Source organism: Streptomyces hypolithicus (genome assembly GCF_052934925.1).
Genome location: NZ_CM128811.1, coordinates 3,090,470 through 3,104,384 on the forward strand (window position 1 = coordinate 3,090,470; position 13,915 = coordinate 3,104,384).

General features: G+C 69.8%; 12 protein-coding genes, 1 tRNA gene and 1 pseudogene. 5 read left to right on the forward strand and 9 right to left on the reverse strand.

Annotated features, from left to right (window positions below; genetic code table 11):
- Window positions 1–32: 32 nt before the first annotated feature.
- Window positions 33–802 (reverse strand): annotated as a pseudogene (locus ACU6WZ_RS14555) (YcnI family copper-binding membrane protein).
- Between the two features lie 113 nt (window positions 803–915).
- Window positions 916–1,716 carry a hypothetical protein gene (locus tag ACU6WZ_RS14560; RefSeq protein WP_447028492.1) on the reverse strand — a complete coding sequence of 267 codons (801 nt, stop codon included), beginning with the start codon at window positions 1,714–1,716 and terminating at the stop codon, window positions 916–918.
- Window positions 1,717–1,896: 180 nt separating this feature from the next.
- Between ACU6WZ_RS14560 and ACU6WZ_RS14565 the strand changes: the two genes are divergently transcribed.
- Window positions 1,897–2,355, forward strand: coding sequence for an ATP-binding protein (locus ACU6WZ_RS14565; protein WP_447028493.1), 459 nt, complete (start codon window positions 1,897–1,899; stop codon window positions 2,353–2,355).
- Between the two features lie 40 nt (window positions 2,356–2,395).
- On the opposite strand, the gene ACU6WZ_RS14570 is transcribed toward ACU6WZ_RS14565, so the two are convergent.
- The gene (locus ACU6WZ_RS14570) at window positions 2,396–3,883 is read right to left on the reverse strand and encodes an aminopeptidase P family protein (protein ID WP_447028494.1); all 1,488 of its coding nucleotides are present in this window, start codon (window positions 3,881–3,883) and stop codon (window positions 2,396–2,398) included.
- Window positions 3,884–3,981: 98 nt separating this feature from the next.
- A complete protein-coding gene (locus tag ACU6WZ_RS14575) occupies window positions 3,982–5,364 on the reverse strand; it encodes a PP2C family protein-serine/threonine phosphatase (RefSeq protein WP_447028495.1) in 1,383 nt (460 codons plus the stop codon).
- 560 nt (window positions 5,365–5,924) lie between these two features.
- On the opposite strand from ACU6WZ_RS14575, the gene ACU6WZ_RS14580 reads away from it, so the two are divergent.
- A complete protein-coding gene (locus ACU6WZ_RS14580; RefSeq protein ID WP_447028496.1) occupies window positions 5,925–6,623 on the forward strand; it encodes a bifunctional DNA primase/polymerase in 699 nt (232 codons plus the stop codon).
- Between the two features lie 188 nt (window positions 6,624–6,811).
- Window positions 6,812–7,369: a hypothetical protein gene (locus ACU6WZ_RS14585; protein ID WP_447028497.1), complete on the forward strand. Its 558-nt coding sequence runs from the start codon at window positions 6,812–6,814 to the stop codon at window positions 7,367–7,369.
- A 204-nt stretch (window positions 7,370–7,573) separates the two neighbouring features.
- On the opposite strand, the gene ACU6WZ_RS14590 is transcribed toward ACU6WZ_RS14585, so the two are convergent.
- The 3 genes from ACU6WZ_RS14590 to ACU6WZ_RS14600 form a co-directional block, all read right to left on the reverse strand.
- A complete protein-coding gene (locus ACU6WZ_RS14590) occupies window positions 7,574–8,548 on the reverse strand; it encodes a DUF5926 family protein (RefSeq protein WP_447028498.1) in 975 nt (324 codons plus the stop codon).
- Window positions 8,549–8,639: 91 nt separating this feature from the next.
- Window positions 8,640–9,206 carry an ATP-binding protein gene (locus ACU6WZ_RS14595; RefSeq protein WP_447034043.1) on the reverse strand — a complete coding sequence of 189 codons (567 nt, stop codon included), beginning with the start codon at window positions 9,204–9,206 and terminating at the stop codon, window positions 8,640–8,642.
- Window positions 9,207–9,301: 95 nt separating this feature from the next.
- Window positions 9,302–10,123, reverse strand: a complete 822-nt coding sequence (locus tag ACU6WZ_RS14600) for a glycerophosphodiester phosphodiesterase (protein WP_447028499.1) — start codon at window positions 10,121–10,123, stop codon at window positions 9,302–9,304.
- 276 nt (window positions 10,124–10,399) lie between these two features.
- On the opposite strand from ACU6WZ_RS14600, the gene ACU6WZ_RS14605 reads away from it, so the two are divergent.
- Window positions 10,400–11,809: a S1C family serine protease gene (locus ACU6WZ_RS14605; protein WP_447028500.1), complete on the forward strand. Its 1,410-nt coding sequence runs from the start codon at window positions 10,400–10,402 to the stop codon at window positions 11,807–11,809.
- A gap of 42 nt (window positions 11,810–11,851) precedes the next feature.
- Window positions 11,852–11,941, forward strand: a tRNA-Ser gene (locus ACU6WZ_RS14610).
- 130 nt (window positions 11,942–12,071) lie between these two features.
- On the opposite strand, the gene ACU6WZ_RS14615 is transcribed toward ACU6WZ_RS14610, so the two are convergent.
- Window positions 12,072–13,466 carry a tyrosine-type recombinase/integrase gene (locus ACU6WZ_RS14615; RefSeq protein ID WP_447028501.1) on the reverse strand — a complete coding sequence of 465 codons (1,395 nt, stop codon included), beginning with the start codon at window positions 13,464–13,466 and terminating at the stop codon, window positions 12,072–12,074.
- Between the two features lie 66 nt (window positions 13,467–13,532).
- Window positions 13,533–13,721: a helix-turn-helix transcriptional regulator gene (locus ACU6WZ_RS14620; RefSeq protein WP_447028502.1), complete on the reverse strand. Its 189-nt coding sequence runs from the start codon at window positions 13,719–13,721 to the stop codon at window positions 13,533–13,535.
- Window positions 13,722–13,915: the final 194 nt, after the last annotated feature.

Here is a 13,915-nt window from a genome sequence, read left to right on the forward strand (position 1 = left end):
TCGGTGCCGGTGGGGGTGGCGTCGGGGGATGGTCAGGAGGTGCGGCGGCGGCCGGCGAGGACGCCGAAGGCCACACCTGCGACACCCACGATGATGCCGACGATGCCGAGGATCCGTGCGGTGGTGTCGCTGCCGGTGGTGTCGGCGGCCGCCTCGGTGTCGTGGCCCGTCTCGGTGTCGTGGCCGTCCTTGGCCTCGGCGCGGTTGCCGTCCTTGGCGTCGTCGCCGGCCTGCTTGTCGTCGTCCGCACCGCCGCCGTGGTGGTCGTCACCGGCGGGCTCGGTCAGCTTGAGGACGGCGGCCGGGGCCTGCGGCTCCTCCTCGCCCTCCTTGGGCTCCTCGATCCAGCGGACAACTTCCTTGTTGTCATACGTCTGGATGGCCTTGAAGACGAGCTGGTCGGCGTCTTCGGGCAGCTGGCCGAGGGAAAGGGGGAACTGCTGGAACTGGCCGGGGCCGATCTTGCCCCGGTCCAGGTGACCTTGGAGACGGCCTCGTCGATCTCCTTGCCATGGACCTTGAGAGGCTTGTCGAGCTTGTCCTTGGTGACCTCGGTCTTCCAGCCGGGCACGGGCTGCGGCATCACGGAGGACAGCGGGTGGTCCGTCGGGAAGGAGACCTCGACCTTCACGGTCGAGGCATTGTCGCGCTCGTTGGGAACCTTGACGTTGACGGTGGCGTAGCCGCCCTTCTCGGCGGGCCCGACGGGCTGTACACCGACGTGCGCGAAGGCCGTTCCCGAGAGCAGCAGGACGGAGGAAGCGGCGACGGCGGCGACGACTGAGGTACGGGTGACGTTCATGGCGGAATTCTCCAGACAGCGGTGGGTGCGGATGCTCCGGTGCGCGGATGCGCTCCGGCATCGCGGCGCCGCTCCCGTGGTGCTGTGTGCAGTACGTCGGAGAGTGCGCCGCGTCAGGCTGCGAGGCCGAGCCTGTCCGCGGGCGGCCCGCGCCTGATCACTGTGTGCTGGAGTGCTTCGCCGCCGGACCCGCGCGTGGGTACGTCGAAAAGCGTTCCCTGGTGGCTCGGTTCCCACGAGGGCGTCCCGGGAAGGCCCGCCCGCAGTGCCCGTACCAGAGCGAAGGCGGCGCGCAGTGACCGTACGAGGGTGCCTTCGGCGACTCCGTGCGCCGACAGCAGGACGAGGCGGGCGAGTGCGACGTCGCCGCGCCGCAGCAGCCATCCGGTGGCCACGGCGGCCAGCAGGTGGCCGAGGACCATGGGCAGGCTGGGCAGCAGTCCGGCGATGCCGGTGTGCTGGGCCGCGTGGGCGGCGTCCGCGGTGTGCTGCTGCGCCTGCTGTACGGAGGTGGGATTGATGCCCGCTTCGGTGACGATCCGCCGTGCTTCGGTGGTGCTGAGCGGCAGGGCGCCGGTGCCGCACACGAGTTTCGCTGCGAGATTGCGCAATGAGGTGTCGGTGGCCGCGCTCCCGATGACCGGCTGGTGCTGGGCGAGCCCGAACACGGTGTGCAGTGCGAGCTGTCCGACGGTCAGCGCGGCGGCGATCACGGGCATCGAGCGTGCGCGTCCGGCGAACGGTGCGACGAGGCCGAACACGGCCGCACAGCCGATCGCCAGGGTCCACCAGGGAACGCTCGCGCAGGAGGCCACGACGTGCCCGGTCGCGGACAGCACGACACAGACCGCGGTGAACACCGCGGTCCTCAGCAGCCGCAGACCGGCTCCGGCGCGTGCGACGGACGTAAGCATGGCCGGGACATCATCGCATTGGGTTCACGCCGTTCGAGCAGCAGGTCGGGCGGTTCGTACACCGGCGTCCGGGGTGGGCGCGTCGGCCGAATGAGCGCAATCACGGCAATGCGACGCTTACGGAGGGCTGGTTGCGGCAATACGTATCCGTATGTCGAGCCGCAGCCAGGAGGCTGGAGCATGAGCATCTGGTGGTCTCTCCACTTGCGGCGCGAAGCCGCGAGCGTTCCGCTTGCTCGCCGCCTACTGCTCGGCACCATGGAGACGGCGGGAGTGGACCCGGACATTTCGTACGACCTGTCGGTCGCGCTCAGCGAAGCCTGCGCGAACGCCGTCGAGCACGGCGGTGACGACCGGTCCGGTGCACCCTCCGCGCAGTACCGAGTGACCGCCTATCTGGACGCCGAGAAGTGCCGTATCGAGGTCGCCGACTCCGGGCCGGGCTTTCCCCCTTCGCGCCGGGGGCGTCGCGCCGCAGTGCGTCCCGCACTGTCCTCGGCGGAGAACGGCAGAGGTCTGTGCCTCATCGAGCAGCTCGCCGACCATGTCGATTTCCGGAACAGGCCGGGGCGTGGCGCCGTGGTCAGTTTCGACAAGGTCCTCAAATGGCGCGAGGGCGCGCTGCTCAAGGTGTCCTGAGCGGCGCGCCCCAAGGGCCTGCTGGTGAGTCGTGGGCGCCTCAGCCCTGCTTGACGTGCTTGACGTGCTTGGCCTGCTTGACCTGAGCCATCCAGGCCTCGACCTCGTCGGAGCGGCGCGGCAGCCCCGCCGACAGGTTCCGGTTGCCGTCCTCGGTGACGAGGATGTCGTCCTCGATCCGGACGCCGATGCCGCGGTACTCCTCGGGCACCGTCAGGTCGTCGGCCTGGAAGTACAGGCCGGGCTCGACGGTCAGGCACATGCCCGGCTCGAGCGTCCCGTCGGCGTACGCCTCACGGCGCGCGGCGGCGCAGTCGTGGACGTCGAGGCCGAGCATGTGCCCGGTGCCGTGCAGCGACCAGCGCCGCTGCAGGCCGAGCTCCAGGACCCGCTCGACGGGACCTTCGACGAGACCCCACTCGACGAGCTTCTCGGCGAGGACACGCTGCGAGGCGTCGTGGAAGTCGCGGTACTTGGCGCCGGGCTTGACGGCGGCGATGCCGGCTTCCTGGGACTCGTACACCGCGTCGTAGATCTTGCGCTGGATGTCGCTGAACGTGCCGTTGATCGGCAGCGTGCGGGTGACGTCGGCGGTGTAGAGCGTGTGCGTCTCCACGCCGGCGTCGAGCAGCAGCAGCTCGCCGGAGCGTACGTCGCCGTCGTTGCGCAGCCAGTGCAGCGTGGTGGCGTGCGGTCCGGCGGCGCAGATGGAGCCGTAGCCGATGTCGTTGCCCTCGACGCGGGCGCGCAGGAAGAAGGTGCCTTCGATGTAGCGCTCGCTGGTCGCCTCGGCCCTGTCGAGGATCTTGACGACGTCCTCGAAGCCGCGGACGGTCGAGTCGACGGCCTTCTGGAGCTCGCCGATCTCGAAGACGTCCTTCACGGCGCGGGCCTCGGAGAGGTATACGCGCAGTTCCTCGTCCCGCTCGGCGGTGACCTTGTCGCTCAGCGCGTCCTCGATCGCCTTGTCGTGGCCGCGGACGGCCCGGACGGGACCGGTGGCAGCGGTCAGGGCTGCGGGCAGCGCGCGGATGTCCTTCGCCGGGATTGCGAGCAGCTGCTCGGCCTCGGTGAGGGAGTGGCGGCGGCCGACCCACAGTTCGCCCTGGCCGTCGAGCCAGAACTCGCCGTTCTCGCGGTCGGAGCGCGGCAGCAGGTAGATCGTCGCGTCGTGCCCTTCGCCCTTCCCGGGCTCCAGCACGAGGACGCCGCCCTGGGTCTGGTCGCCGGTGAGGTACGCGTACTCGGTGGAGGCGCGGAAGGCGTACTCGGTGTCGTTGGAGCGTGCCTTGATGTTGCCGGCGGGGATCACCAGGCGTTCGCCTGGGAAACGCGCCGAGAGTGCGGCCCGGCGGTCGGCGGTGTGCCCTGCCTGCGCGATCGGCTGCAGACCGTGCAGCTCGGTGTCGGCCCACCCGGTCTTCATGTTCTCGGCAAGCTCGTCGGAGACGCCTGGGTACAGGCCGTTCTTCCGCTGCTTGATCGGCTCTTCTGCTTCCGGGGGCTCCGGATTGAGCTCATCGGACACGACTGTCTCCTCGATACGACTCTGGACCGCCTTCCATCGTATGTGCGCGTATGTGCGACAGGAAGACGGCCCGGGAGCGTGCGGACAATTGTGAGAAATCAGTCGAAGCGCGCGGCGAGCAGCACGATGTCCTCCGGCGAGTCCGTGCTGTCGGCGCCGTCCGGGAGCAGGGCCCGCAGTACGTGGTCGGCGACCGCTCCGGGGTCGTCCCTGACGGTCCGGGGAACGCTCGCCGCGGCCGCGTGCAGCCGTGCGAAGGCACGGTCCATCGGATCACCGGTGCGCTGGAGCAGTCCGTCCGTGTAGAGGAGCACTGTTTCTCCGGGCGCGGGTGCGAGTTCGACGCTGGGCGCCTCCCAGCACGCCAGCATCCCCAGTGGCGCGGAGAGTGAGGTCTCCACGTACTCGGTACGCCGCTCGCCGATCACCAGGGGAGGACTGTGGCCGGCCCCGGCCAGCACGATCTTGCGCCGTGCGGGTTCGCAGTACGCGAATAGCGCGGTGGCCGACCGCGCGGGTTCGGTGAGCCGCAGCAGCAGCTCCAGATCGGACAGTACGGCGACAGGGTCCTCGCCCTCCATGACGGCGTACGCACGAAGGCTCGCCCGCAGTCGCCCCATGGCGGCCAGAGCGCTGGCGCCCGTTCCGGAGACCGATCCGACGGCGAGCCCGAGTGCGCCCTCGGGCAGCGGCAGCGCGTCGTACCAGTCGCCGCCGCCGAGCGGGCCGGTGCGATGGCGGGCTGCGAGCTGTACGCCGGGGATGCGGGGCAGCCTGCTGGGCAGCAGTTCCTCGGCGACGGTCGCCACCCGGGTGCGTGCCTGCTCGAGTTCCAGCAGCCGGGCGAGGTGTTCGGCTGCGTATCGCGTGTAGAGGCCTGCGAGGTGGCGTCGGCGTTCGCTGGGCTCGGCCGGTTCGTCGTAGAGCCAGACGGCTGCGCCGAGGCGTCCTGTCTGGGCGGTCAGCGGCAGCGCGTAGCTGGCGGCGTAGCCGAGCCGCGCGGCGACCGCGCGGTGGTGCGGATCGAGTTCGGTCTCGGCGAGCAGGTCGGGGTGGGTGATCTCGCTGGGGCGGGGGCTGCCCGGGAGCCCGTCGAGGAGGCGCCCGTACGACGTCGCACCGCGCGGGACGGTCTCGATGTGCCCGAGGTCGGCGCGGGCGAGGCCGAGTCCGACCGTGGTCGAAGGGCCGGAGCTGCCGGCGGGTTCGAGGACGACGAGGCCACGCCGGGCACCTACGAGGGCGGCGCCGGCGCGCAGGAGTTCATGGAGTGCGTCGTCGAGTGAGCCGGTGCGCACGAGACGTTCGGTGAGTTCGTGGAGGGTGGTGAGGTCGGAGACCCAGCCCGCGAGGCGGTCCTGGAGTACCGCGCCGGCGGTGGGAGACGGGACGGTGGCGGACGGAGGGGGCGCGACAGTGTGCGCCGGGAGAGGACCCATGGGATCGATTCCAGCCACTTTCGGCAGGTTCGGGGCGCTCATGGCTGCATGCTTTCCTGCTGGTGCGTAGCGCTCCATAGCATCGCAAACCCCCTGTCATTCTGCGCCGCTATCAACGCATCCACATGTACACGCACAAGTAAGGCGATGTCCAGCATTGTCAACGTGGGACTCTTGGTGTCTGTGGGAAAGCCAACTTGGCTTAAAAATGGCACACCCGGCAGCAATTCGCGGTCGACTGAGGGCGTTCGACTGGGCGTCATATCAACCGTGATGGGTAACTGATCGGTGATGGCCAGGGCAGTTGAGGCCGCCCCGGAACCTGGCGGCGGGCTCGGGCGTCTCCATCACGGTGAGCCGTTGCGCCCTATCCCCGAGCAGCGGGACCGCACTACGGACCAGTCGACCGCCACACGTGCGCCACCCTCCGCCACGTTTCACGCTCGGCCCCGACGGGTTACCCGTGCCGCAGGCTGGAAGTGCGGCGAATGCGAACAGTACGCAGCTCAGCCAGCGCAGACCGTCTACGTACAGCGAAGAAGTGCACACATAGTGCGATGTGGATGTGGACCTCGGCGTTCAACGGAAAGGAACGAGCGCTCATGCGCGAGATCCCGGGAAGGCGACGCAGGCTCCGGTTCCGGCGAAGTGAGGGGCCTGCCCGGCTCGGCGCGGCGCTGACCTGCGCCACCGATTGGCAGTGGCCCGTGCTCCCCGGAGTGGGGCTGAAGACGTCCGGCGGCCGAAGCAGTCGCGACGGCGACGGACCGGGCTCGGGCTGTGCCTGCCCGGATCCCGAATGCGCGGTTCCCGGCGCGCACCCCTTCGACCCGGGAATCCTGGCCGCCACCACCGACCCACGCATGATCGGCTGGTGGTGGGCCAACCGCCCGAAGGCCCCGGTCCTGCTCGCCACCGGCGGCGCCGCTCCGTGTGCGATCAGCCTGCCCGCCGGCGCCGGTGCGATCGCGCTGGCGGCGCTCGATGGCATGGGCATGCGCCTGGGGCCGGTGGTCGCGACTCCCACGCGCTGGGCGCTGCTGGTCGCTCCGTACACCCTGGAGCGGCTGGGCGAGCTGCTGTACGCGAAGGACTGGGTACCCAGCTCGCTGCGCTTCCACGGTGAGGGCGGATATCTGGTGCTGCCGCCCTCACAAACGGGCACGGGGCGGGTGAACTGGGAAAGGGCTCCGCTGGCCGGGTCCGCCGCGCCCTGGCTGCCGGATGTCGAGGCCGTACTGGACGCGTTGGTGGCCGCGAGCAATGAAGCCCCCGACGGGGGAAGCCGGCTCGCCTACTGAGCGACTGGGCCGGTGGCGGCGCGGCCGTTGCAACGGCCGCGCCGTCACTCGTCACTCGTCACTCGTACGGGTGCGGGCAGGGCCGACTTCTCGGGTCGTTGGGCGCGCGGCCCCTCCGCCGGCGGTCGTCCGCCGATATCTTCGGCCCACCGTCAAGACTTTCCGGCAGCTGACAGGTGGGACCCGCCTTGAATCTCCGCATGATCGGGCTCGCGGCCGTTGCCGTGTTCACCGTCCTGCTGCCGCTGGCCGGCGCATCCGCCGACCCCGACGACGCACCCGCACCCGATGACGCAAAGGCGGCTCCTGCGAGCGTTCCCGGGAACGCTCGAAAAGCCGTTCCGGGGAACGTGCGGCAGGCCGTTCCCGTGAACGGCTCGCCGGAGCAGGCGGTGCGCGCGGAGCAGGCGGCGCAGTGCGGTCCGGCGCTGACCTCTCCCGAGGGCATTGAGGGGCAGACCTGTGTGCTGACCGAAGCGGACAGCGCCTGGGCTCGCACCTACTACCGCAACGCGACGGGCGCGGAGCTGCGGTCCGTACTGACCCTCATGAGCCCGGCCGGCCGGACCGTGCAGATGTATTGCGCGGTGAGTGCCGAGGACGAGCCCGGGGTGTGCGAAACGCCGCGTGAGCCGACTCGTGGAAAGGCCGCGCACTATTCGGCCATGGCGGAGTTCGCGGCGACCGGCGAAGGCCCGTTGCTACTGCGCTCAGGAAGCAACTCGGCTGCTTCGGAAGCCCGTTGAGTGACGGGTACGACACGTAACCGAACGGGTATACAGAAAGACCCGGCCGCTGGCGACGGGGGATGCACCAGCGACCGGGCACTTAGAACGGTAACAAGAGATCGGTGGTTGGCAAATTCGATCCCGGCTATTCAGACAGGGATTTACCTGCCAGTACGGCGGCTGTGACCGGAGTCACCGATCGCCCGACAGAAATGGTCACCGTCAACTGAGCGTCACTTGGCGGTTGGTGAGGCCGCCCCTGGCGCGACGCTCCTCCGAGGTCAGCGGCTCGTCCGAGGCGAGGGCCGCGGCGAGCCGCTCCGCGAGCTCCGCCGCGGGCTTCTCGATGTCCGCCGCCTTGACCTCGCTCGGCAGATCCCACACCGGAACCATCAGCCCGTGCGCCCGGAAGGAGCCCACCAGTCGGGTGCCTTCGCCCAGGGAGGACGTACCGGCGGCGTGCAGTCGCGCGAGGGCGTCGAGGAGCTGCTCCTCGGCGTGCGGCATGACCCAGCGCAGGTGGTTCTTGTCCGGGGTCTCGCACCAGTACGCGGCGTCGACGCCGGTCAGCCTGACCGTCGGGATCGCAGCGGCGTTAGCACGTTCCAGGGACGCGCTCACCTCGGGTGCGGCGTTCTCCGAGTCGGGGACCCAGAACTCGAAACCGGAGTGGACATCCGGCTCGAACCCGCCCTTTGGGTCGAGCAGATCCTGGAGCCGCGGGCCGTCGGCCGGCGCCCGCTCGGCGGCGACCGGGGTCCCCGGCTTGGCCGTCAGGGCGCGCTGCAGGGTGTCGGCCAGGTCGCGGCTGAGGTCCCCGGAGGGGGTGTCGTTCTGGAGGCCGAGCAGGACGGAGCCGTCGTCGCGGCGCAGAGCCGGCCAGGCCATCGGGAGCACGGTGGCCAGCGTGACGGAGGGGACGCCTTCCGGCAGCCCGCCAGGCAGCGTCAGCGTCACGGTGGCGGCAGGCACCAGCTCGCGCAGGGCGACCCAGTCGCTCTCGCCGGCCAGGCCCTCGAACGGACGCTGGACGAGCTCGGTCACGGCGTGCGCCGCGGCCCGTCCGTGGCAGGCCTTGTAGCGGCGGCCGGAACCGCACGGGCAGGGCTCGCGGGCCCCGACCACCGGCACCTCCCCGCTGGTCGCCTGAGCCTGCGGCTTGGTACCCCTTGCGGGCTGGGGGCGCTTCTTTGCCATGGCGTGGCTTCTCCCGTTCACGGCGGTGCTGGTGGTGCTGTGTCGGGCGCGAGCCTAGCCGGTGTGCGGCGTCCGGCAGGGACTGCCCGGGTCAGTCGAGCTCCTCGAACGGGTCGGTGAAATCGAGCCCGTCCGCCCCCGGGAGCGCGATGCTCGCCGCGAAGTCCTCGCGCCGGTGCCCCTCGGTGACGTTCACCCACACCGTTACCTCGCCGGACGCGCTGTCCCGTACACCCCAGTCGTGAGCCAGCGAAGTGATGATGTTCAGCCCACGGCCGCCGCGCGCGGTGACCGAGGGTGTGGCCGGAACCGGCCGGGTCGGACCGCCTCCGTCCGTCACTTCGACGGTGAGCCTGCCTGCCTTGTCGACGCGCCACGCGGCGCGGATGCTGCCGTCGCCCACGTCCGCCTGCCCCAGCGGCCTGCCGTGCCGGCAGGCATTGCTGAGCAGTTCGGAGAGGATCAGTACGGCATCGTCGATGACCGAGTCGGCCACCCCGTTGCCGCGCAGCTCAGCGCGCATACGATGCCTTGCCTCGCCCACGCCCGCAGGGCCATGGGATACGGCCATGCTCGACGACGCGGGCACTTCACGTGCCACCACCAACGCCACCCCCGAGACCTCCTTCGCCCCACGCCAGGGAGTGAATGCCCCAATGGCCTGGACCGGAAACCGGCCAAGCGCCGGTCAATGAGGCACTCGTAACGATCGAATACGTACCGAACGCGCCGGTGCACTCCCTGTAGTCGTGGTTATAGGCGGCCCAATTGGGAAAGGGCCTGCTTCGGGCGGTTGGTGATAATTGCTTCCACGCCGAGACTGACGCACAGCTCGATGTCCTGCGGCTCGTTCACCGTCCACACGTGCACCCGATGGCCCGCGCGCTGCAGCCGCGCGACGTATCCGGGGTTGTTGCGCACGAGGCGGATGCCCGGTCCCGCGATCCTGGCGCCGGCCGGAAGCCGCCCGTCGCGAAGGCGCGGCGAGAGGAACTGCATCAGGTAGACGGTCGGGACGGAGGGTGCGGCCGCCGCCATCCTCATCAGCGAGCGCGCCGAGAAGCTCATCACGCGCACGGGCGAGGGGCCGTCGGCCGCGGGTGCGTCCAGGCCGAAGCGCCTCAGGAGGTGCACGAGCCGTTCCTCGACCTGTCCTGCCCAGCGGGTGGGGTGCTTGGTCTCGATGGCGAGCTCGACGGGGCGCCCGGCGTCCGACACCAGCTCGAGGAGGCGCTCCAGGGTGAGTACGGAGGTGAGCTCGCCATGGCCGCCGGGGTTGCGCCCCGGGACCCAGTCCGGGGACTCCTCACTGTCCCTCCAGGAGCCGAAGTCGAGGGCGGCGAGGTCGGCGAGTTCGAGGGCGGAGACGGCGCCACGACCGTTGGAGGTGCGGTTCACGCGACGGTCGTGCACGCACACGAGGTGCCCGTCCGCGGTGAGCCGTACGTCGCACTCCAGCGCGTCGGCGCCGTCCTCGATGGCCTTCATGTACGCGGCCAGGGTGTGCTCGGGTGCGTCCTCGGAGGCCCCGCGGTGGGCGACGACTTGAATGGTGTGCTGCCGGGCGTGGGTCACTGCGTCATGGTGTCACCGCCTGTGGGTAGGTGCGTAAGTGTGGCCCCTGGGGCTGCCGCCCGGCATTTCTGCGGATGCGACGGTTTCGACCGTTGTAAAGGATGTTCCGTGGACGCACAGCTACCGCTTACGGTCTTCCGACGCGTGGTGGGAAAAGCTGAAAGCGCACACTTGCACGGTGCGGACAGTCGCACAGGGCGGACACTTGCACAGTGCAGACACTTGCGCAGTGGTGACGTTGACCGACAACGATGCGGGACCGAGGAGAAGAGAGCTGTGAGCACCGAGAACGAGGGCACTGCGGTTCCGGCCGCCCCGTCAGCACCTCCTGTGCCGACGACCGCTCCCGGGCCCGCCTCCGACTCCGCGGGTACGCACGCCGTGGACCCCGGGTACGAGCCGGCGCGGCCCCCCGCGCAGCAGCCGGCGCACCCCCCCGTTCAGCCCGGCAGTGGCGGATGGCCACCGCCCCCGCCCACTTATCCGTCGTACGGCGGTGGTGGTGAGGGTGGCGGACCCGGGTGGGGTTCGCCCACACCGGCCGGGCCGCCGCCCGCCGGGAAGAAGCGCACCGGAGGCCTGTTCGCCGGGGTGCTGGCCGCCGCACTCGTGGCGGGCGGCGTCGGCGGAGGCATCGGGTACTGGGCCGCGGAACGCAGCGACGACCCCACCGACTCGACCACCGTCTCCGCTCCTGGGAACGGACAGGACTTCAAGCGTGACGCGGGAACGGTCGCGGCGGTCGCCGCCAAGGCGCTGCCGAGCGTCGTCACCATTCAGGCGCAGGGCGGCGACGGTGAGGGCGGCACGGGCACCGGCTTCGTGTACGACAAGGAAGGCCACATCGTCACCAACAACCACGTGGTGGCGTCGGCGGCCGAAGGTGGCGACCTGTCCGTGACGTTTCCCAACGGCAAGAAGTACGACGCCGAAGTGGTCGGCCGCGCACAGGGCTACGACGTGGCGGTACTGAAGCTGAAGAGTGCCCCTTCCGGTCTGGCCCCGCTCCCTCTGGGCAACTCGGAGAAGGTCGCGGTGGGCGACTCGACCATCGCCATCGGCGCACCCTTCGGCCTGTCGAACACGGTTACGACCGGCATCATCAGCGCGAAGAACCGCCCGGTGGCGTCGGGCGACGGCCAGGGCAGCAAGGCGTCGTACATGAGCGCCCTGCAGACTGACGCGTCGATCAACCCCGGCAACTCCGGTGGCCCGCTGCTCGATTCCCGCGGCGCCGTGATCGGCATCAACTCGGCCATCCAGTCGGCCGGCACGGGGGGTTTCGGCCAGTCCCAGGCGGGCTCCATCGGTCTCGGCTTCGCGATCCCGGTCAACCAGGCGAAGACGGTCGCGGAGCAGCTGATCAAGACGGGCGAGCCGGTCTACCCGGTGATCGGTGCCACCGTCTCCATGGACCCGAAGAGCGCCGACGGCGCCACCATCGCCGACCGCGGTACGGGCGGCGCCGCGGCGGTCCCGCCGAACAGCCCGGCGGGCAAGGCAGGCCTGAAGCCGGGCGATGTGATCATTAAGCTCGACGACCGGGTGATCGACAGCGGCCCGACCCTGATCAGCGAGATCTGGACCCACACGCCGGGCGACAAGGTCACGCTGACCTACGAGCGCGACGGCAAGTCCGCGACCGCCGAAGTCACCCTGGGCCAGCGCGAGGGCGACGACGGCTGACCGGCTAGGCTGTCCTCGCGCCACCGCGAGTCGGCGGCGCGAGGTGGGTTGCCCGAGCGGCCTAAGGGAACGGTCTTGAAAACCGTCGTGGCAGCGATGTCACCGTGGGTTCAAATCCCACACCCACCGCCAGGTCAGAGAACTAGCAGGTCAGAGGGCGCGGCTCCGATCCGGAGTCGCGCCCTCTGTGTTCACCCTGTCTCACTCCGAGCGCCTGTATCCCAGCATCGACCACCGCGTGTGGGCCATGTGTGGGCCAGGATTACCCCTCATCGTCGCTGCTCAGCCCCTTGTCGATGAGCTGGTTGGCCCGTGCCTGCTGGCCACGCAGGATCTTCGCGTAGAACCGGAAGAGCACCGCGATGCTGTGCCCCGCGCGTCGCGCCACCTCGATCGGATCGACCCCGGCGTTGATCCAGAGCGAGACACCGGCGTGCCGCAGCGAGTACGGAACATCCGCCAGGGGCGTTGCTGCTTCGGCCGCGGACAGCGCCTTGGGCCGCGCGGCTTCCCACAGGTCGCAGTACTCGGTGGAACGCACCCTGCCGTCACGCGCCGCGCGGAAGAGGTGGCCGGCCTTCGAAGTTCCGAACGTTTGGATGTGGCCACGCAGCATCGCTGTGAGCACGGGTGGGATCGGTACCGAGCGAGTAGCGCGGCGAGCCCTGCGTTTGAGCCCCCGTTGCTCGAACGACTCGCCATCGTCGGTCCATCCGGCCCCCACTTCGGGACGGCTGCCACCCAGCGTGAGCTCTCCCCAACCAGTCTCGGGAAGATGACAGTTCGCGGCCCTCAGATCCGCGATCTCGGAGGGGCGCATGGCTGCGTAGTAGAGGCAGCCGAAGAACGGGGCCAGGTGCTCACCACGGCTTCCCTGCTCTCGTACTGCGGCGATGAGAGCGGCTGCCTGCTTCGGGTTGGGGACGTACCGGAAGTCGACTTCATCGTCCCTGTCCGGTGCCGACCAGTCGACACGGGCCAGCGGATTGACCGTGAGGATGTCCCGCTCAACGGCGTACCGCATGGCGTTGCTCAGGACCATGCGCTTGCGGTGACTGGTGTTGTCGGCGGCGGGCTTGCCGTTCAGCTTTAGCGACAGCGCGTCGAGGGCGACCCGCAGCCTGTCCGGCCGTGCGGCCTCCGTCACCTTCAACGAGTGCTTGCCTATCCAGTCCAGCGCCGCCGCGATATCGGTCGACGGTTCTTCCACCTCGGCCCTACTGGCCAGGCTTCCGTCATCGCGACGAACAGCCCGGAACGCCCACGCGTAGAGGGCCTGGCGCAGAACCTTGGGGTCCGGGGCGCCGCGCGAGCTGGATACGAACGAGGGAGTGACCGCAGCGAGTGCTTCCGCGATGCTCGCTCGGTGCTTGGCCGCGGCCTTGGGCCACTTCATGAGCACGTACGCCTTGGCGTGCTCGAACCAGGTGGGAGTGTTGAGCGCCGCCAACTCGTCGGCCGGCAGTCCAGTCTCCTCATCGAATTGCTGCCGATTCCGGAGCGCTGTGAGGAGTTCGGACCTGCGGCCGTCTGCCTGCGCCTTGAGCTTGTAGCTCTTCGAATGAGGACGGGAACCGACTCGCCACCGCAGCTCGAACGGCTTGGGCCGCCCCTTACGTGCGCGGATCGACCAGATGTCTACGTCGTAGGTGAGCATGTCTCTCCATGGGCAGAGGGACCCGCCGCGAACGGCGGGTCCCTCGTTGGTTTCGGCGGACAGAGGTCAGGCGGCGGACTTCTCGCAGTCGGCCAGCCAGGCGTCCAGGTCCGCGCGGCGGACGCGGAGCTGACCGTTGGGGAGCTTGAAGAGGCGGGGGGCGTGGCCGCGGGCGCGCATGCGGTAGAAGGCGGCGCGGCTCATGTCGAGTTCGGCGAGAACCTCGGGGAGCTTGAGCATCTGGGGGCGAGCCATGGTGAGGACTCCTTCGTCGTGAGGAGACGTGTGACGGGCAGCAGGGGCATGCGGGCCGCCACAGAAACCACGTAATACACAGAAAGCCGGGTGCGGCCGGTTGACCTGCGGTTACGTGGCTTGGTGGGTGGCTGAGCGGGCTGCCACAGAAAGGGTTGGAAGTCCCACAGAAATAGGGCGGGGGTATTTGTGTG